Source organism: Kiloniellales bacterium, assembly GCA_030064845.1.
Taxonomy (GTDB): Bacteria; Pseudomonadota; Alphaproteobacteria; order Kiloniellales; family JAKSDN01; genus JASJEC01.
The window spans coordinates 37,138-54,415 of the sequence record JASJEC010000004.1 but is presented as its reverse complement, the minus strand read 5'-3'; the positions used below and the strand labels follow the sequence as shown (position 1 = coordinate 54,415).

22 protein-coding genes are annotated in these 17,278 nt (G+C 66.5%); 20 read left to right on the top strand and 2 right to left on the bottom strand.

Annotation, left to right across the window (positions count from 1 at the left end):
• Positions 1–4: 4 nt before the first annotated feature.
• The gene (locus QNJ67_02460) at positions 5–1,195 is read right to left on the bottom strand and encodes an acetoin utilization protein AcuC (GenBank protein MDJ0607812.1); all 1,191 of its coding nucleotides are present in this window, start codon (positions 1,193–1,195) and stop codon (positions 5–7) included.
• A gap of 270 nt (positions 1,196–1,465) precedes the next feature.
• Between QNJ67_02460 and QNJ67_02455 the strand changes: the two genes are divergently transcribed.
• From QNJ67_02455 to QNJ67_02365, 19 genes are all read left to right on the top strand, one after another.
• Positions 1,466–2,260 (top strand): ABC transporter ATP-binding protein, encoded by a 795-nt coding sequence (locus QNJ67_02455; protein ID MDJ0607811.1) that lies wholly within the window; start codon positions 1,466–1,468, stop codon positions 2,258–2,260.
• Positions 2,257–3,012, top strand: coding sequence for an ABC transporter permease (locus tag QNJ67_02450; GenBank protein MDJ0607810.1), 756 nt, complete (start codon positions 2,257–2,259; stop codon positions 3,010–3,012). Before QNJ67_02455 ends, QNJ67_02450 begins: the two co-directional genes overlap by 4 nt.
• A 134-nt stretch (positions 3,013–3,146) precedes the next feature.
• A complete protein-coding gene (locus QNJ67_02445; GenBank protein ID MDJ0607809.1) occupies positions 3,147–3,620 on the top strand; it encodes a Na+/H+ antiporter subunit E in 474 nt (157 codons plus the stop codon).
• Entirely contained in the window at positions 3,620–3,934 is a 315-nt protein-coding gene (locus tag QNJ67_02440; protein MDJ0607808.1) for an MrpF/PhaF family protein, read from the top strand. The genes QNJ67_02445 and QNJ67_02440 overlap by 1 nt, the downstream gene beginning before the upstream one ends.
• Positions 3,931–4,266, top strand: a complete 336-nt coding sequence (gene mnhG, locus QNJ67_02435) for a monovalent cation/H(+) antiporter subunit G (GenBank protein ID MDJ0607807.1) — start codon at positions 3,931–3,933, stop codon at positions 4,264–4,266. The genes QNJ67_02440 and mnhG overlap by 4 nt, the downstream gene beginning before the upstream one ends.
• Positions 4,267–4,292: 26 nt before the next feature.
• Positions 4,293–4,829, top strand: coding sequence for a DUF4040 domain-containing protein (locus QNJ67_02430; protein MDJ0607806.1), 537 nt, complete (start codon positions 4,293–4,295; stop codon positions 4,827–4,829).
• Entirely contained in the window at positions 4,826–5,251 is a 426-nt protein-coding gene (locus tag QNJ67_02425) for a Na(+)/H(+) antiporter subunit B (GenBank protein MDJ0607805.1), read from the top strand. Before QNJ67_02430 ends, QNJ67_02425 begins: the two co-directional genes overlap by 4 nt.
• Entirely contained in the window at positions 5,248–5,601 is a 354-nt protein-coding gene (locus QNJ67_02420; protein ID MDJ0607804.1) for a cation:proton antiporter subunit C, read from the top strand. Before QNJ67_02425 ends, QNJ67_02420 begins: the two co-directional genes overlap by 4 nt.
• A complete protein-coding gene (locus tag QNJ67_02415; GenBank protein MDJ0607803.1) occupies positions 5,598–7,091 on the top strand; it encodes a monovalent cation/H+ antiporter subunit D family protein in 1,494 nt (497 codons plus the stop codon). The genes QNJ67_02420 and QNJ67_02415 overlap by 4 nt, the downstream gene beginning before the upstream one ends.
• Positions 7,088–8,563: a monovalent cation/H+ antiporter subunit D family protein gene (locus tag QNJ67_02410; protein MDJ0607802.1), complete on the top strand. Its 1,476-nt coding sequence runs from the start codon at positions 7,088–7,090 to the stop codon at positions 8,561–8,563. The genes QNJ67_02415 and QNJ67_02410 overlap by 4 nt, the downstream gene beginning before the upstream one ends.
• Positions 8,564–8,573: 10 nt before the next feature.
• Positions 8,574–8,825, top strand: coding sequence for a hypothetical protein (locus QNJ67_02405; GenBank protein ID MDJ0607801.1), 252 nt, complete (start codon positions 8,574–8,576; stop codon positions 8,823–8,825).
• Positions 8,818–10,506, top strand: a complete 1,689-nt coding sequence (locus tag QNJ67_02400; GenBank protein ID MDJ0607800.1) for a Na(+)/H(+) antiporter subunit D — start codon at positions 8,818–8,820, stop codon at positions 10,504–10,506. The genes QNJ67_02405 and QNJ67_02400 overlap by 8 nt, the downstream gene beginning before the upstream one ends.
• A 63-nt stretch (positions 10,507–10,569) precedes the next feature.
• On the top strand, positions 10,570–11,097 hold the full coding sequence (sodC, locus tag QNJ67_02395) for a superoxide dismutase [Cu-Zn] SodC (GenBank protein ID MDJ0607799.1): 528 nt from the start codon (positions 10,570–10,572) through the stop codon (positions 11,095–11,097).
• Positions 11,098–11,243: 146 nt separating this feature from the next.
• The gene (locus QNJ67_02390; GenBank protein MDJ0607798.1) at positions 11,244–12,479 is read left to right on the top strand and encodes an amino acid ABC transporter substrate-binding protein; all 1,236 of its coding nucleotides are present in this window, start codon (positions 11,244–11,246) and stop codon (positions 12,477–12,479) included.
• A gap of 136 nt (positions 12,480–12,615) precedes the next feature.
• Entirely contained in the window at positions 12,616–13,518 is a 903-nt protein-coding gene (locus QNJ67_02385) for a branched-chain amino acid ABC transporter permease (protein ID MDJ0607797.1), read from the top strand.
• Positions 13,515–14,582, top strand: a complete 1,068-nt coding sequence (locus tag QNJ67_02380; protein ID MDJ0607796.1) for a branched-chain amino acid ABC transporter permease — start codon at positions 13,515–13,517, stop codon at positions 14,580–14,582. The genes QNJ67_02385 and QNJ67_02380 overlap by 4 nt, the downstream gene beginning before the upstream one ends.
• Positions 14,579–15,322, top strand: a complete 744-nt coding sequence (locus QNJ67_02375; GenBank protein ID MDJ0607795.1) for an ABC transporter ATP-binding protein — start codon at positions 14,579–14,581, stop codon at positions 15,320–15,322. The genes QNJ67_02380 and QNJ67_02375 overlap by 4 nt, the downstream gene beginning before the upstream one ends.
• On the top strand, positions 15,322–16,215 hold the full coding sequence (locus QNJ67_02370) for an ABC transporter ATP-binding protein (protein ID MDJ0607794.1): 894 nt from the start codon (positions 15,322–15,324) through the stop codon (positions 16,213–16,215). The genes QNJ67_02375 and QNJ67_02370 overlap by 1 nt, the downstream gene beginning before the upstream one ends.
• An 18-nt stretch (positions 16,216–16,233) precedes the next feature.
• Positions 16,234–16,377: a hypothetical protein gene (locus QNJ67_02365; protein ID MDJ0607793.1), complete on the top strand. Its 144-nt coding sequence runs from the start codon at positions 16,234–16,236 to the stop codon at positions 16,375–16,377.
• Here QNJ67_02365 and QNJ67_02360 read toward each other — a convergent pair.
• Positions 16,362–16,538 carry a hypothetical protein gene (locus tag QNJ67_02360; protein MDJ0607792.1) on the bottom strand — a complete coding sequence of 59 codons (177 nt, stop codon included), beginning with the start codon at positions 16,536–16,538 and terminating at the stop codon, positions 16,362–16,364. The genes QNJ67_02365 and QNJ67_02360 overlap by 16 nt on opposite strands.
• A 251-nt stretch (positions 16,539–16,789) precedes the next feature.
• On the opposite strand from QNJ67_02360, the gene QNJ67_02355 reads away from it, so the two are divergent.
• Positions 16,790–17,269 carry a 4Fe-4S dicluster domain-containing protein gene (locus QNJ67_02355; protein MDJ0607791.1) on the top strand — a complete coding sequence of 160 codons (480 nt, stop codon included), beginning with the start codon at positions 16,790–16,792 and terminating at the stop codon, positions 17,267–17,269.
• Positions 17,270–17,278 lie beyond the last annotated feature (9 nt).

Here is a 17,278-nt window from a genome sequence, read left to right as displayed (position 1 = left end):
CTTCTTACAGGCCTCCTTCCAAGACTCTTCGCGGTAGCCCGCGCACCTGTTCGCGGATCGGGCCCCTGCGCGGCCGGTCCGCCAGGGTGACGAACCAATGCTCGTGTGGGTTGCGGCCCCGGCTGTGCCGCCAGGAGAGCCCGCGCAGCACCCCCTCGGCCTCCGCAGGCAGCCGCTCCGGCGGCGCGAAGCCGTTCAGCACCCCCCAGACACCGGCCCAGCAGCGGCCGACCGACCAGGGATTGTAGCCGCCCCCGCCCAGCACCAGCAGGCGCGGCGCCAGCGGCTTTACCGCCGCCACCACCCGCCATAGCGCGCCGTTCGAGAGCGAGAGCCGGCTCAAGGGATCGTCCTCCAGGCCGTCGGCGCCGCACTGCAGGACCACGGCCTCGGGACCGTAGAGCTCGGCCAGCGGCAGCACCGCGGACTCCAGCAGGAAGGCCAGCTCGTCGTCGTTCAGGCCCGCCGGAACCGGCAGGTTGCGCGCCAGGCCGCCGGCCCTGTCGTCGACCCCGCCGGCGGCCCGCTCCCCGTCTCGTCCCTCTGCCGGTCCCGCTGCCCGCCCCGCCATGGGCCAGCGGCCGTCCTCGTGGATCGAAACGGTCAGCACGCGCCCGTCGTCGGCGAAGGCGTCCTGCACCCCGTCGCCGTGGTGGGCGTCGACGTCGAGATAGAAGACCCGCTCGAGGCCCCGGTCGAGCAGCCCCAGGATCGCCAGGACCGGGTCGTTCAGATAGCAGAAGCCGCTGGCCCGCCCGGCCCGCCCGTGGTGGGTCCCGCCGGCCGGGTGGTAGACCACGCCGGGATCGCGGAGGCGCTCGGCCGCCAGGATCGAGCCGCCCGAGGCCGTGGCCGGCCGGCTGAAGATCTCGGGGAATACGGGGTTGCCGTTGCAGCCGATGTTGAAGCGCCGCCGGACCTCGGGCCCGGCCCGCTGGCTCCGCTCGGCCTCTTGAAGCGCGGCCACGTAGGCCGGCTCGTGAAACCGCGCCAGCTGGGCCGGCGTCGCCATCGGGCTGTCGAGGTAGACCGCGTCGGGCAGCCAGCCGAGCGCCCGGCAGAGGTCGATGCAGGTCGAGACGCGCGGGATCGCCAGGGGGTGGCGCCGGCCGTAGCTCGACGACCGGTAGATCTCGCTGCCGATGAAGCGGGGGCGTTCGTCGGCCAGATTCGCGCTGTCGGTCTCGGGGGTCATGGCGATCGGCGATGGAACGTGGGCCGCTGGCGAGGTGCGTACCCTGCACCGTCACCCTTCGACAAGCGTGCGAAGCACGCGCGCTGCACGCGGGTGAGGGCGAAATGCTTCAAAAACATACCCTCATCCTGAGCGTGTCGAAGGATGAATTTGATCAAGTTCACCGGCCTTCTTTCGCGGACTGGAGATAGCAGACTTCGCCTCGCTTGTCGCTCCGGGAGGGCCTTGCCATAGTCGCCGCTCCCTGGCCGGCTCGGTTGGAGACACCGCTTGGCGGAGACGCGGCACATCCTAGACGACCCAGTCCCGGAGGCTCCCGAGGCGCCGCCCGAGGTACTGGTGCGCGGCGCCTCCCTGTCCTACGGCGCGGCGCTGCTGTTCGACCACCTGGACCTCGCCCTGCCTGCGGGTGAGATCACCTGCCTGCTGGGGCCCTCGGGCGTCGGCAAGACCAGCCTCCTGCGCCTGGTCGCCGGCCTGGCGGAGGGCGCCCGCGGCACGGTGACCGACCGGGAGGGCCGGCCGCTCGGCCGACGGGTCGCCTACATGGCCCAGCAGGACCTGCTGCTGCCCTGGTGCAGCGTGCTGGCCAACGTCCAGCTGGGGGCCCGGCTGCGCGGCGAAGCGGTTTCCGGCGAGGCCGCGGCGCGCGCCCGGACGCTGCTGGGGCAGGTCGGCCTGGCCGAGGCCGAGCACCTGCGGCCGGGCGCGCTCTCCGGCGGCATGCGCCAGCGCACCGCCCTGGTCCGGACCTTGATGGAGCGGCGCCCCGTGGTGCTGATGGACGAGCCCTTCTCGGCGCTGGACGCCATCACCCGCCTCGAGCTGCAGGGGCTGGCGGCCCGGCTGCTGGCCGGGCGTACGGTTCTCTTGATCACCCACGACCCGCTCGAGGCCCTGCGCCTCGCCCACCGGGTCCACGTCATGGCCGGCCGCCCGGCGCGGCTCGACGAGCCCCTGGTGCCGCCGGGCGCGCCGCCGCGCGACCCCGCCGATCCTGCCCTGATCGCCCTGCAGGCCGAGCTGCTGGCGCGCCTCGGCCGCGCCAAGGCGCCGGCGCTATGAAGGCCTGGCGCGTCGCGATCATCGGGCTCGGCCTGATCGCCGTCTGGCAGGCGGTGGTCTGGCTGACCGGCGCGCCCCACTACATCCTGCCCGATCCGCTGCGCGTGCTTTCGGCAGGGATCGAGCACTGGCCGACCCTGCTGAAGGACGCGCGGATCACCCTGATCGAGATCGTGGCCGGCCTGGCGCTCGGCACCTTGCTGGGCTGCGCCAGCGCCATCGCGATCGCCTGGTTCCGTCCGGTCCGGGCCTGGCTAATGCCGGTCCTCGTGATGAGCCAGGCAATCCCGGTCTTCGCGCTGGCGCCGATCCTGGTGCTCTGGCTCGGCTACGGCATGGCGTCAAAGGTCGCCATGGCGACCTTGATCATCTACTTCCCGGTGACCAGCGCCTTTTTCGACGGCCTCAGGCGCACCGAGCCCGGCTGGCTCGACCTGGCCCAGACCATGGGCGCGTCGCGCTTCAGCGTCCTCGTGCACATTCGCATCCCGGCCGCCCTGCCGGCGCTCATGTCGGGGCTGCGTGTCGCCACTGCGGTGGCGCCGATCGGCGCCGTGGTCGGCGAGTGGGTCGGCAGCGCCGGGGGCCTCGGCCGCCTCATGCTGCACACCTCCGGCCGCATGCAGATCGACCTCATGTTCGCCGCGCTCGCGGTGCTCGCCGTGATCGCGATCACGCTCTACCTCTTGGTCGACCGGGCGGCGCGCTGGGCGACCCCCTGGCAGGCCGACGACGCGGGGGCTGACCGTTAGCGGGCTTTTGGGGTCTTTACCGCGATTGCTCAGCCGCTATGATCCAGCCGATGCTCTGTGGGAGGGCTTCAAGCAGAGAACAGCCGGCATCCGAATAAGGAAGAAATACCGGCGCGTTTCGAGGGGGGGGATGCTTGGCTCACGCCGTCAGCCTTATGGTCGCTCTTGCCATCGTATGGCTGCTGCTGTCCGGCCATTACGATCCGCTGATCGTCGGTCTGGGCGCGGTTTCCTGCGTCCTCGTCACCTGGATCGCGCTGCGCATGGACGTGGTCGATCGCGAAGGCCACCCGATCCACCTCACCTGGCGCGCGCCGTTCTACTGGTCCTGGCTGCTCTGGCAGATCGTCAAGTCCAACTTCACGGTCGCGCGCATCATCGTCTCGCCCTCGCTGCCGATCTCGCCCGAGCTGGTGAAGGTCGACACGAGCCAAAGCGACGACCTGGGGCGCGTGATCTACGCCAACTCGATAACGCTGACGCCCGGTACGGTGTCGATCTACGTCTGGAGCAACAGCATCGAGGTGCACGCGCTGACCCGTGAGACCGCCGACGACCTGAGGACCGGCGAGATGGACCGGCGGGTCTGCGGCATGGTGGGCGAATAGTGTTCACCGCGGCGACCCTCGGCGTGCTCGCCGCCATGGCCATGGCGCTGGCCCGGGCGCTGCTCGGCCCGACGATCTATGACCGGATCCTCGCGGTGAACACCTTCGGCACAAAGACGGTCCTCCTGGTCGCGGTCTTCGGCTACCTGACGGACCGGCCGGAGTTCCTCGACATCTCGCTGCTCTACGCCCTGATCAACTTCGTCGGCACGATCGCGGTCCTGAAGTATTTCGAGTACCGCGACCTCGGCCACGAAGGCAGCGAAGAGCGCAATCCGCCGGCGACGGTGGCCGACGCGGAGAGCGAGCCGTGATCGACCTGGCGCTCGACATCCTGGGCTGGGCCCTGCTCGTTTCCGGCGGGCTGATGGCGGCCATCGCGGGCCTCGGCCTGCTGCGCATGCCGGATCTCTTCACCCGCATGCACGCCGCCGGCATCGGCGACACGCTGGCCGCCGGGCTGATCCTGGTCGGCCTGATGACCCAGTCGGGCTGGAGCCTGAACCTGGTGAAGCTGCTGCTGATCATCTTCTTCATCCTGTTCACCAGCTGCACCTCGACCCACGCGCTGGCCAAGGCCGCGCTGCACGGCCAGGTGCGACCGCTGCTCAAGCCGAAGAAGGACGGCGCGCCATCGAAAACCTGATCGACATCCTTCTGCTGTCTTTCCTGGTGGTCGTCGCCTTCGCCATCGTCCGGGTCCACGACCTCTTCGCCGTGGTCATGCTTTCCGGCATCTACAGCCTGCTCTCGGCCGGCCTCTTCGTCGACCTGGACGCGGTCGACGTCGCCTTCACCGAGGCGGCGGTGGGCGCCGGCATCCTGACGATCCTAATGCTCGCCGTGCTCTCCCTCACCTCCGATAAGGAGCGCAAGCCGGCTAAGCGCAGCCGGCTCCCGCTGGCGCTGGTCGTCGTGACCGGCGCCGCGCTGATCTACGGCACGCTCGACCTGCCGGAACTGGGCGATCCCAACGCCCCCGCGCAGCAGCACGTCGCCCCCCGCTATATCAAGGAATCGGGCCGCGAGGTCGGTGTGCCCAACATCGTTACCTCGGTGCTGGCCAGCTACCGGGGCTACGACACCCTGGGCGAGGTCGCCGTGATCTTCACCGCCGGCGTCAGCGTCATGATCCTGCTCGGCATCGGGCGGCGGCGGCGCGAGCAGACGGATGGCGGCGCGAAGAGCGGGACGGAGGACGGCGCGTGAAGCACCATCTCGTCCTGCGCATCATCGCCAAGCTGCTGATCCCCCCGATCCTGCTGTTCGGCCTCTACGTGCAGTTCCACGGCGACTTCGGCCCGGGCGGCGGGTTCCAGGCCGGCGTGATCTTCGCCGCCGGCATCGTGCTCTACGGCATCATCTTCGGCGTCGAGGCGGCCCGGAGAGTGATCCCGCCCCGCGTCGTCGAGTTCCTGGTCGGCGCCGGGCTGCTGCTCTACGCCGTCGTCGGCATCTTCGGGATCACCGGCGGCAGCACTTACCTGGACTACGACGTGCTCGCCGAGGATCCCGTGCACGGACAGCACCTGGGCATCCTGATCATAGAGTTCGGGGTCGGCGTGACCGTCGCCGCGGTCATGATCACGATCTTCTACGGCTTCGCCGGGCGCCGAAGCGGCCCGTCATGATCGAGCCGGGTCTCTACAACTACTGGATCGTCGTGGTCTTGATGATGACCGGGTTCTACGTCGTGGTCTCGCGCGGCAACCTGGTGAAGAAGATCGTCGGCCTCAGCATATTCCAAACCTCGGTCTTCATTTTCTACATCTCCCTCGGCAAGGTGGCCGGCGGCACGGCGCCGATCCTGAACGACCAGTACGAGACCTACTCCAATCCCCTGCCCCACGTGCTGATCCTGACCGCGATCGTGGTCGGCGTCGCGACCGCGGCGCTGGCGCTCGCCCTGATCGTACGGATCCGCGAGGCCTACGGCACGATCGAGGAGGACGAGATCCTCGAACAGGACGCCGAGCCGTGATCCCTGCCGTCATCGCGAGCAACCTGCCGGCGCTGCAGATCGTCATCCCCCTGATCGGCGCGCCGCTCTGCCTGCTGCTGGGCAACCGGCATGTTTGCTGGCTACTGGCCATGGTCATCAGCTGGGCCATCTTCGCCACCGCCGTGGCCCTGCTCGACCAGGTGATGAGCGGCGGCGTGATCAGCTATCACCTCGGCGGCTGGGAGCCGCCCTGGGGCATCGAGTATCGGATCGACGAAGCCAACGCCTTCATGCTGCTGATCATCGCGGCGATCAACCTGGTGATCCTGCCCTTCGCGCGGCGGAGCGTCGAAGCCGAAATCGAGCCCGAGCGAGGCCATCTCTTCTACGCCCTCTATCTGCTCTGCCAGACCGGGCTGATGGGCATCGCGATCACCGGCGACGCCTTCAACGCCTTCGTCTTCCTGGAGATCTCCTCGCTCTCGACCTACGCCCTGATCGCCCTTGGCCGCGACCGCCGGGCGCTGAGGGCCGCCTTCCAGTACCTGATCATGGGCACGATCGGCGCCACCTTCTACCTGATCGGCGTCGGCCTGCTCTACGCCATGACCGGCACGCTCAACATGGCCGATCTGGCCCAGCGCGTGCCCGGCGTCGCCGAGACGCGCACCGTCGAGATGGCCCTGGTCTTCCTGACCATCGGCATCGGGCTGAAGGCGGCGATCTTCCCGCTGCATCTCTGGCTGCCCAACGCCTACTGCTACGCGCCCTCCGTGGTGACCGCCTTCCTGGCGGCGACCGCCACCAAGGTCTCGGTCTACCTGCTGCTCCGTGTGTTCTTCACCATCTTCGGCTTCGACTTCGCGCTCGGCCAGGTGCCTCTGATCCCGCTCTTGAGCCCCTTCGCCCTGGCGGCGATCCTGATCGCCTCCACGGTCGCGATCTTCCAGACCGACGCCAAGCGCCTGCTCGCCTACTCCAGCGTCGCGCAGATCGGCTACATGGTGCTTGGGATCGCCCTGGTCAGCGCGACCGGCATCAGCGCCACCATCGTTCACCTGTTCAACCACGCGCTGATCAAGGGCGCTCTCTTCCTGGCGCTCGGCGCGGTCTTCCTGCGGCTCGGCTCGGTCAAGCTGGAGGACATGGCCGGGCTGGCCACCCGCATGCCCTGGACCATGGCGGCCATCGTGGCCGGCGGCATGAGCCTGATCGGCGTGCCGCTGACCACGGGCTTCGTCAGCAAGTGGGTGCTGGTCCAGGCGACGCTGGAGGACGGTCACTGGTACTTCGCGGTCCTGGTCCTGTTCGCCTCGCTGCTGGCCCTGATCTACGTCTGGCGGATCGCCGAGGCGGCCTACTTCCAGCCGCGACCCGACGGCGCCGCCGAAGTCAGCGAGGCGCCGCTCTCTATGCTGATCCCGACCTGGATCCTTGTTGCCGCCAACGTCTACTTCGGCCTCGACACCGAGCTCACCCTCGGAGTCGCCAGAAGCGCCGCCACGGCCTTGCTTGCAGGTCCGTCATGAGCCTGGAAACGGCGATCGCGCTTTCCATGCTGGTGCCTTTCGCGGCCAGCATCGGTATCGCCGTGGCCGGCAAGCACCCGAACCTGCGCGAGACCGTGACCCTGGTCTCTGCCGGCGCGCTGTTTCTCATCGTCTTGCAGATCATACCGGCGGTCGTGGCGGGCGAGCGCCCGGTGCTGAAACTGTTCGAGATCTTCCCAGGCTTGCCGATTGCTTTCGAGGTCGAACCGCTCGGCATGATCTTCGCCGCCGTGGCCTCATTTCTATGGATCGTAAATTCGATCTACTCGATCGGCTACATGCGCGGCCACAACGAGGAACATCAGACCCGGTTCTACATTTGCTTCGCGATCGCCATAAGCAGCACGATCGGCGTCGCCTTCGCCGGCAACATGCTGACCCTTTTCATCTTCTACGAGGTGCTGACGCTCTCGACCTATCCGCTCGTCACCCACAAGGGCGACAACAAATCGGCCATGGCCGGGCGCACCTACCTCGGCATCCTGCTCAGCACCTCGATCGGCCTCCAGCTGCTGGCCATCATCTGGACCTGGGTGGCGACCGGCACGCTCGACTTTACGTCCGGCGGAATCCTGGCCGGGAAGGTCGAGGGGCCGGCGGTCGGCCTGCTGCTGTTCCTCTACATCTACGGAATCGGCAAGGCGGCGCTGATGCCGGTGCACCGATGGCTACCGGCGGCCATGGTGGCGCCGACCCCGGTGAGCGCTCTCTTGCATGCCGTGGCCGTGGTCAAGGCCGGCGTCTTTTCGGTCATCAAGGTGATCGTCTATATCTTCGGCCTCGACCACCTGAACGCCTCGGAGAACACGAGCTGGCTGCTCTACGCAGCGGCCGCCACCATTCTGATCGCCTCCATCATCGCGTTGCGCCAGGACAACCTGAAGCGCCGTCTCGCCTATTCGACGGTGAGCCAACTCTCCTACATCGTGCTCGGCGCCATACTGGCGACGAGTTGGGGCATCGTCGGCAGCGGCCTGCATCTCGTGATGCACGCCTTCGGCAAGATCACCCTGTTCTTCTGCGCCGGCGCCATCATGGTGGCCAGTCACAAGACCGAGATCAGCCAAATGCGGGGCATCGGCCGCACCATGCCGCTGACCACTTTCGCCTTCCTGATCGGCAGCCTCAGTATTATCGGCCTGCCGCCCTTCGGCGGCATGTGGGGCAAGTGGTATCTGATGCTGGGATCATTCGATGCAGGTCACTTGGCAATGGTCGTGGTGCTGATTCTAAGCACCATTCTGAACATCATGTACCTGCTGCCCATCGCCTTCCACGGCTTCTTCAGCAAGCCTCCCGACGCGGAAGACGGGCAACAGGCCGAAGAGGGCATTCGCGAAGCACCGATTCCATGCCTCATCGCGATTTCGGTGACATCGCTTGGATGCCTCGCGCTCTTCTTCTTCTCGGAGCCGGCATACGAGCTGCTGCTCCAGATCGTAACGCCCTGAGGTGGCCGACATGGACGATAAAGAGAAAAAGTACATCTTCGACAACCCGCGCAACGTCAAGGCCTTGATCTACGCGCTATACGCTGTGTGCGCCCTGCTGGTGGTTCTCGACTTTTTCGTCAAGAGGTACGTCGATCATCCCTGGGAGGCCTTGTTCGGCTTCTACGGCATCTATGGCTTCGTGTGTTGCACCTTCCTGGTCTTGGCGGCCACGGTGATGCGGAAGGTGGTGCAGCGCAAAGAAGACTACTACGATGACTAGCGTCGCGCCCTTTCTCATCCTGTTTGTCGGCGGCGCGCTGGCGGCGGTGACGAGCGGCCGCCTGCGTCAGGCGGTGCTGCTGAGTACCCCAGTGATTGGCGCGATCAATCTCTACAACCTTCCCCTCGGCACATCCGGCGCGATTGAGCTGTTCGACTACACGCTGGTCCTGGTGCGGGTCGACAAGCTCAGTCTGGTTTTCGGCTACGTGTTTCATCTGGCGGCGTTGCTTGCCGCCATCTACGCCCTTCATGTGCGCGACAGGGTCCAGCACGTCGGCGGCACGCTATACGCCGGCAGCTCGATCGGCGCCCTGTTCGCCGGCGACCTCATCACACTGTTCATTTTCTGGGAACTGACCGCCATAACGTCGGTCTTCCTGATCCTGGCGCGGCGCACGGAGCGGGCCCAGGCGACCGCTATCCGCTATCTGGCCATTCAAGTCCTGTCTGGATTGTTCCTGGTCGCCGGCGTCCTGGTCTGGGCCTCCCACACCGGCAGCATCGCCTTCGACTACATCGGCCTCGATGCGCCGGGCGGGTGGCTCATTCTCATCGCTTTCGGGATGAAGAGCGCCTTCCCCTTGCTGCACAACTGGCTGACCGACGCCTATCCGGAGGCCACGCCGACCGGCACGATTTTCCTCAGCGCTTTCACGACCAAGCTGGCGGTCTACACGCTGGCGCGCGGGTACGCCGGGACGGAAATCCTTGTCTACATCGGCGCCACCATGACGATGTTCCCGATCTTCTACGCGGTCATCGAGAACGATCTGCGGCGCGTGCTGTCCTACAGCCTGATCAACCAGGTCGGTTTCATGGTGACCGGCGTCGGGATCGGCACCGAGATGGCGATCAACGGCGCCGCCGCCCATGCCTTCGTGCACATCGTCTATAAGGCACTGCTCTTCATGTCCATGGGCGCGGTCTTGGACCGGGTCGGCACTGTCGACGGCTCGAGGCTGGGAGGGCTGTACAAGTGCATGCCGTTCACGACGGTGTTCTGTATTATCGGAGCGGCCTCGATATCCGCCTTTCCACTTTTCTCCGGCTTTGTGGCCAAGTCCATGGTGCTGACCGCCGCGCTGCAGGAAGGCTATCCAATCGTTTGGCTATTCTTGCTCTTCGCCTCCGCGGGCGTGTTCCATCACTCCGGCATCAAGATTCCCTATTTCGCCTTCTTCGCCCATGATTCCGGGATCCGCGTCAAGGAAGCGCGACCCAACATGCTGGTGGCGATGTTCCTGGCCTCCTTTATCTGCATTTTTGTCGGCGTTTATCCCGACCCGCTCTACAGCATCCTGCCCTATCCCGTGGAGTATCAACCCTACACGGCCGCCCATGTGCTGGTGCAGTGTCAGCTGCTTTTCTTCTCGGCCCTTGCTTTCGTCTTCCTGCAGTTGACCAAACTCTATCCACCGGAGTTGCCCGGCATAAACATCGATTCGGAGTGGATTTACCGCTGGCTCCTGCCCCGAGCCGCGCGCTCCCTGCTCGATCAGGCGCACATCCTCGGCGTCAGGCTGGAGCGCGGCCTGCGCCACGGCCTCGACCTCTGGATCCAGCGGGTCTTCCACCTGCACGGCCCCCATTCCGTGCTTGCGCGCACTTGGCAGACCGGTAGTACGGTGATGATGGTCGCGGCGCTATTTGCCGTCGTCTTGTTGTTCAGCTACCTGTAAAATCGTGTCGTTCGGGAAGCGGCGCCAGCAGGGCGCTCAGGAGAACGAGGGCAGGTGGCGATAATGAGAATGCTCTGGGCGTTCATCACCTTTGGACTTGTTGCGGCCGGTCCGGCCTCGGCGGCCTCGGTCCACGTCACCATGCGGACGGTCGACCAGGTTGGCGTCGGCGCCGTCATCGGCACGATCGAGTTCCACGACTCGCCCAAGGGCCTCAAGATCATCCCCAACCTGCGCGGCCTGACGCCCGGTCAGCACGGCACCCACGTGCACGAGAACCCCGACTGCGGGCCGGCGCGGCGGGACGACGGCACCCTGGTGCCGGGCCTCGCGGCGGGCGGCCACTACGACCCGGAGGGCACGGGCCGCCACGCCGGCCCCCAGGGCGACGGCCATCTCGGCGACCTGCCGGTGCTCTACGTCGGCCAGGACGGCCGGGCGACCCGGGTCAGCTGGGCGCCGCGCCTCACGCTGGCCGACCTGACCGGCCGCTCGATCGTGATCCACGCCGGCGGCGACAACTACGCCGACGAGCCGGAAAAGCTGGGCGGCGGCGGCGCCCGCGTGGCCTGCGGGGTGGTCATACGGTAGCAGGATCGGGGGTGCCGCGAGCGCGCGTTGAGGGGCCGGCCCCGGCCCTTGAACCAGAAACCAATCCCTCTATGATCACGACTCAACGGGACGGCCCAGCAAGGGCCGCCGAAAAACCAGTTATGGTGAACAGGAGGTTTCAGCCAATGCGTCTACTTCGCATCACGGCGGTGTCGACCGTCGCGCTCTCGGGCCTTTCCCTGGCCGCGCTGCCGGCCTCGGCCAAGGTCGAGGGCGACACCATTGTACTCGGCTCGGCCATTTCCTTGACCGGCAAGTACTCGACCAACGGGATTCATGCCCAGAACGGCTACGACCTGGCGGTCCAGCGCATCAACGAGATGGGCGGCGTCAAGGTCGGCGGCAAGTCCTACAAGCTGAAGGTGGTCTACTACGACGACGAGTCGACCCCGGCGCGCGGGGCCCAGCTCGCCGAGCGCCTGATCAAGCAGGACGGCGTCCAGTTCATGCTCGGCCCGTACTCCTCGGGTCTGACCAAGGCGATCGCGCCGGTCACCGAGAAGTACAAGATCCCGATGGTCGAGGCCGAGGGCGCCTCTCGCTCGCTCTTCACCCAGGGCTACAAGTACCTCTTCGCCGTGCTCTCAACCTCGGAGCAGTACCTCGCCAGCTCGATCGACCTGGCGGCCGAGATCGCCAAGAAGAACGGCAAGGATCCGTCCGACGTGCGGATCGCCATGGCCTTCGAGAACGACCCCTTCTCGCTCGACGTGCGCGCCGGGGTGGTCGACGACGCCAAGAAATACGGCATGCAGATCGTGATCGACGACAAGCTGCCGCGCGACCTTTCCGACATGTCGGCGACGCTGACCAAGGTCAAGGCGCTGAAGCCCGACCTTCTGGTGGTCTCCGGCCACTCGAAGGGGGCCGCCACGGCCGCGCGCCAGATCAAGGAGATGAAGATCGACGTGCCGATGATCGCCATGACCCACTGCGAGGCGGCCAAGATCATCGAGCAGTTCGGCTCGGCGACCAACGACTTCCTCTGCCCGACCCAATGGGCCGAGACCCTGACCTACGAGGACGGCTACTTCGGCACGGCCGCCGAGTACGACGCGCTCTTCAAGAAGACCTTCGACGGCTACAAGAACGTGCCCTACCAGGCCGCCCAGGCCTCGGCCGCGGTCCTGGTCTGGAAGGACGCCTTCGAGCGGGCCAACACCTTCGACGTCGGCAAGGTGCGCGACGCCCTCTCGGCGACGAACATGAAGACCTTCTATGGCGGCATCAAGTTCTCGGAGGCGGGCAACAACATCGCCAAGCCGATGGTGCTGCGTCAGATCCAGGACGGTCAGTACAATGTGGTGGCGCCCTCCAAGTGGGCCTCCCACCCGGTCAACCACCCGCGCAAGGCCCAGTAGTCGACAGGGCCGGCGTCAGGGTGTGACATGACCAGGGGCCGCACCGCCTCCGCCGTCCGCGGCGGAAGGGGTGCGGCCTCGGTCTTTTTCATGGTCTCGTAAGGAGCTGCGCGGGCAACCGCGCGCCATTGCAGCAATGCTCGACAACATCAACCTGCTCGGCCTCGCGCCGGCGCTCAACGTGCAGCTTCTGCTCGATGGGCTGTTCATCGGCGCGATCTTCGCGCTCGCCGCCTACGGCCTCGCCCTGGTCTGGGGCGTCATGAACGTCAAGAACCTGGCCCAGGGCGACTTCGTCATCATGGGCGGCTACATCGCCGTTTCCATGGCGAACGCGGGGATCCATCCGATTCTGGCCCTGCCCGTCGCGATCGTGGTGATGTTCGTCTTCGGCTGGATCGTCTACCGCCTGGTGATCGCCCGGGTGATCGGCCGCGACCTCTTCACCTCGCTGCTCGCCACCTTCGGGCTCGCGATCGTGGTCCAGCAGGTGCTCAACCGCGTGTTCGGGCCGGAAGTGAAATCGGCGGAATCCGGCTTCGCGATCCATTCCATGCTGGACGGCCTCGTCACCGTGGCCAACATCAAGCTGATCTCCTTTATACTGGCGGCGCTGCTGGCGACCGCGCTCGTGCTCTTCATGAAGAACAGCCGCATGGGCCAGGCGATCCGCGCCACGGCGCAGGATGCCCGGGCCGCCAAGGTCATGGGCATCAACACGGACCGGGTCTACGCCTTCACCTATTCGCTGAACGCCGCGATCTGCGGCGCGGCCGGCGTGCTGATCTCGATGATCTGGGTGATCCAGCCCTACTTCGGCATCACCCACTCGATCCGCGCCTTCGTCATCGTGGTGGCGGCCGGTCTCGGCAACCTGCCGGGCGTCATCATCGCCGGCCTCGGCCTCGGCGTGGCCGAGCAGTACAGCGGCTTCGTGCTGGGGGCCGAGTTCCAGCAGGCGACCGTGGTCGGCCTCTTGATCGGCGTCCTCATGTGGCGGCAGGTGCAGCAGGGCCGCCAGCGGCAGGTGGTTCAATGAACGCCTTCGCGTCCCGGGAAGCGCTGCTGCAAGGCGCCGTGCTGGTCTTCGGGCTGGTCGCGCCCTTCGTGTTCCCCAACTACACCTTCCAGATCTCGGTCCTCTGGGTGATGGTGCTCTTCGCGCTGACCTGGGACACCATGGGCGGCCAGATGGGCTACAACTCGCTCGGCAACATCTTCTTCTTCGGCGCCGGGATGTACGTCTGCGCCGTGGTCCAGATCGGGCTGTTCTACGACGTCGGCGAGTACACCTCGGCCTTCGGCGCCGTGAAGGTGGACTTCACGCCGGCGCAGTACTTCACGGGGCTCGCCGTCGGCCTGGTCGCGGCGGCCGTCTTCTCGGCGCTCTTCGCCGTCGTGTTCGGCCGCATCGTCTTCGGCCTGCGCGGGCCCTATTTCGCGATCGGCACGCTCGGCGTCGCCATCGCGGCGGGCGAGCTGGTCGGCGCCTGGATCTGGCTCGGCGGCGGCGGCGGCATCTCCATGCCGACCTATCCCGGCGGCCCGGACGAGCGAGCCTGGCTGTTCTACTACCTCTGCCTGTTCAGCGCGCTGGCGACCTTCCTCTTCCTGCGCTGGCTCTACTCGACGCGCTTCGGCCTCGCGATCAACGCGATCCGCGACGACGAGGAGAAGGCCGAGGCCATGGGCATCCACACGAACCGCTACAAGACCGTGGCCTGGTCGATCTCGGCCTTCTTCCTCGGCATCTCGGGCGGCATCTTCGGCAACATGACCGGCTTCATCGAGCCGCTGGAGGTCGCCTTCCCCACGGTCACCTTCGGCATCTTCATGGTGCTCATGGCGCTGCTCGGCGGCAAGGGCACGCTCTGGGGCCCGGTCCTGGGCGCCACCCTGTTCCACGTCATCAAGGAGGTTACCTGGACCCACCTGCTCGGCTGGCAATGGGTCGCGCTCGGCCTCCTGATCATCATCAACGTCGTCTACTTCCAGCAGGGGATTCTGGGCTGGGCCCAGGAAAAGTGGCCGGAGTTCTTCGGCATCAAGGTCGAGGAGGCGGACCTCACCGAGGGCGAGCCGCGGCGGGAGGCGGCGGAATGAGCGCGATGATCGAGGTTAGCGGCGTCTCCAAGGCCTTCGGCGGCGTCCAGGCCAACAAGGACATCTCGATGAGCGTCGAGGAGGGCCGGATCACCGGCCTGATCGGCCCCAACGGCTCGGGCAAGACCACGCTGTTCAACTCGATCGTCGGCTACCACCCGATCGACGGCGGCTCGATCCAATTCGAGGGCCGGGAGATCTCCAAGCTGCGCGTGCCGCAGATCGCCCGCCTGGGCATGCTGCGCACGTTCCAGCAGACACGCATCTATTCCGCGATGAACTGCGTCGACAACATGCTGATCTCCGTGCCGCACCGCAATGCCGGCTGGGGCGACATGTTCGGCAAGTACCCCGCGGAGCTGACCGAAAAGGCCGAGAGGCTCCTGGAGTTCGTCGGGCTTTACCAGAAGCGCCGGCTGATCTCGGGCGACCTCTCCTTCGGCCAGCAGAAGCTGCTCGAGTTCGCCATGGCGCTGATGAACGAGCCCAAGGTGCTGCTCTTAGACGAGCCGACGGCGGGCATCAACCCGACCCTGATCAACGGCCTGATCGACCGCCTGCGCCGGGCCAACGAGGAGTTCGGCATCACCCTCTTCGTCATCGAGCACAACATGCGGGTCATCATGAACCTGGCCGAGAGCATCTACTGTCTCGCCCACGGCGAGATGCTGGCCGAAGGCACGCCGGACGAGATCCAGAAAGACCAGCGGGTCATCGACGCCTACCTGGGAGCGCACTGATGGCCGAGGGCGGCGACACCACTCCTTCCGCGCCCGGGCAATCGCGCGGCTATCACCAGGGCTCGGTCGACACGGTCATCTCGGTCGAGGACGTCAACCGGCAGGCGGCGGCGATCGCCGAGGCCGGCGTGCCCGAGGGCAAGATCGCCGAGCTGGTCAAAGGCGAGCCTTACGTCGAGATCAAGGACCTGCGCGCCGGCTACGGCAAAATGGAGATCCTTCACGACTTCAACCTGCAGGTCGGGCGGGGCCAGTCGCTCTGCCTGATCGGCCCCAACGGCGCCGGCAAGTCGACCATCCTGCACTCGATCTTCGGCTTCACCCGGATCTTCTCGGGGCAGATTTTGGTCGGCGAGAGCGAGCCCCGCCGCGACGTGACCGCGCTCTCCTCGAACCAGAAGCTGAAGGAAGCCGGCATCGCCTACATCCTGCAGGACAAGTCGGTCTTCCCGGGCATGACCGTGGAGGAGAACCTCTGGATGGGCGGCTACCTGAAGGACAAGCCGGCCGAGGCCAGGGAGGCGGCCGAAAGGGTCTTCGAGAAGTACCCGAGGCTTGCGGCGCGGCGGCGCCATGCGGCGCGGGTGCTCTCCGGCGGCGAGCGGCGCCTGCTCGAAATATCACGTGCTCTCGTGATGAATCCGGAGGTCCTGCTGGTCGACGAGCCCTCGATCGGCCTGGAGCCCCGCTTCATCGACATGGTCTTCGAGATCCTCGACGACCTGCAGAACACCGAGGGCAAGACCATCATCATGGTCGAGCAGAACGCAAAGAAAGGCCTGGAGTTCGCCAATATCGGCTACGTCCTGGTCTCGGGCCAGCTGGCCATGGCCGGCAGCGGCGATGAGCTGCTCGCCGATCCCCAGGTCGGCCGGCTCTTCCTCGGCGGATAGGACAAAGGAGCGGAGGCGATGGCGGGAAAGTCCGACCTAGAGCCGGTCGGCCCGGTCGAGGTCGACGACAGCGACGTGGGCGCCGGCGCGGGCGTCGGCACCTGGGTCGCGGGCATTTTCTCGGCGGTGCTGATCCTGCTGGCGGTCTACGGCCTGGGCTGAGCCGGTGCACCGGCCGCCGCGGAGACCGTCAGGCCGGCGTCCCTGAGCGGCGCCGGGGGGCCGCCCCTGGGATCGGCGCCGGCCAAGGAGGCGAAGAGTGTGAGCGCCAGGCCAACCGCGGCGAGCGAGGCTCCGAGACACTTGACCTGGCGATCGTTCATGGCCCTCGTCCTTCGTCTTACGGCACCTTTATCGCACGAAGCGCTCAGCGCCGGGCGGGGCAAGTTTGTGCCCTTCGATTCGACGAAAATTTTCGACAAATGCGGCGCTTGGCCGTTCCGGCCGAAACCGGAGGCTGAAGCGTTTGCCCTGGGCCGAAGACTGTATAAACTACCCACCAATGGGAGGGCAGGCCGGCCTGCGGTCGAGTGCTGCCGCTGCAAGTCGACAACGATCACCAGGGATGAGGCTCATGCAAAAGTCGCTGCATATCGATCCGGGTAAATGTACAGGCTGCCTTCAGTGCGAGATCGCCTGTTCCCTCGATAACGAGGGCTCCTTCAATCCGTCCAAGTCGCGGATCAAGGTCTTCAACTTCGAGGGCGAAGGGCGCTTCGTCCCCTATACCTGCACCCAATGCGCCGAGGCCTGGTGCATGGAGGCCTGCCCGACCGATGCGATCAGCGTCGATGCGGCGACCGGCGCCAAGGTGGTCTCGGATTCGCTCTGCGTCGGCTGCAAGGTCTGCACGATCGCCTGCCCCTTCGGCACGATCAACTACAACCACTCGACCGGCAAGGTCGTGAAGTGCGATCTCTGCGAGGGCGAGCCTGAGTGCGCCAAGGCCTGCCCGACCGACGCGATCACCTATATCGACGCCGACTGGACCGGTCTGGACAAGATGCGCACCTGGGCCGCGAAGACCGACAGCGGCAACCGCGCCGAAGCCTAGAGGGAGGGA

Bases quoted from the DNA above. Each gene is read 5' to 3' on its own strand.
- QNJ67_02460 (MDJ0607812.1), bottom strand. From the start codon at position 1,195: ATGACCCCCGAGACCGACAGCGCGAATCTGGCCGACGAACGCCCCCGC.
- QNJ67_02450 (MDJ0607810.1), top strand. From the start codon at position 2,257: ATGAAGGCCTGGCGCGTCGCGATCATCGGGCTCGGCCTGATCGCCGTC.
- QNJ67_02420 (MDJ0607804.1), top strand. From the start codon at position 5,248: ATGATCGAGCCGGGTCTCTACAACTACTGGATCGTCGTGGTCTTGATG.
- QNJ67_02410 (MDJ0607802.1), top strand. From the start codon at position 7,088: ATGAGCCTGGAAACGGCGATCGCGCTTTCCATGCTGGTGCCTTTCGCG.
- QNJ67_02405 (MDJ0607801.1), top strand. From the start codon at position 8,574: ATGGACGATAAAGAGAAAAAGTACATCTTCGACAACCCGCGCAACGTC.
- QNJ67_02400 (MDJ0607800.1), top strand. From the start codon at position 8,818: ATGACTAGCGTCGCGCCCTTTCTCATCCTGTTTGTCGGCGGCGCGCTG.
- sodC (MDJ0607799.1), top strand. From the start codon at position 10,570: ATGAGAATGCTCTGGGCGTTCATCACCTTTGGACTTGTTGCGGCCGGT.
- QNJ67_02390 (MDJ0607798.1), top strand. From the start codon at position 11,244: ATGCGTCTACTTCGCATCACGGCGGTGTCGACCGTCGCGCTCTCGGGC.
- QNJ67_02385 (MDJ0607797.1), top strand. From the start codon at position 12,616: ATGCTCGACAACATCAACCTGCTCGGCCTCGCGCCGGCGCTCAACGTG.
- QNJ67_02380 (MDJ0607796.1), top strand. From the start codon at position 13,515: ATGAACGCCTTCGCGTCCCGGGAAGCGCTGCTGCAAGGCGCCGTGCTG.
- QNJ67_02375 (MDJ0607795.1), top strand. From the start codon at position 14,579: ATGAGCGCGATGATCGAGGTTAGCGGCGTCTCCAAGGCCTTCGGCGGC.
- QNJ67_02370 (MDJ0607794.1), top strand. From the start codon at position 15,322: ATGGCCGAGGGCGGCGACACCACTCCTTCCGCGCCCGGGCAATCGCGC.
- QNJ67_02365 (MDJ0607793.1), top strand. From the start codon at position 16,234: ATGGCGGGAAAGTCCGACCTAGAGCCGGTCGGCCCGGTCGAGGTCGAC.
- QNJ67_02360 (MDJ0607792.1), bottom strand. From the start codon at position 16,538: ATGAACGATCGCCAGGTCAAGTGTCTCGGAGCCTCGCTCGCCGCGGTT.
- QNJ67_02355 (MDJ0607791.1), top strand. From the start codon at position 16,790: ATGCAAAAGTCGCTGCATATCGATCCGGGTAAATGTACAGGCTGCCTT.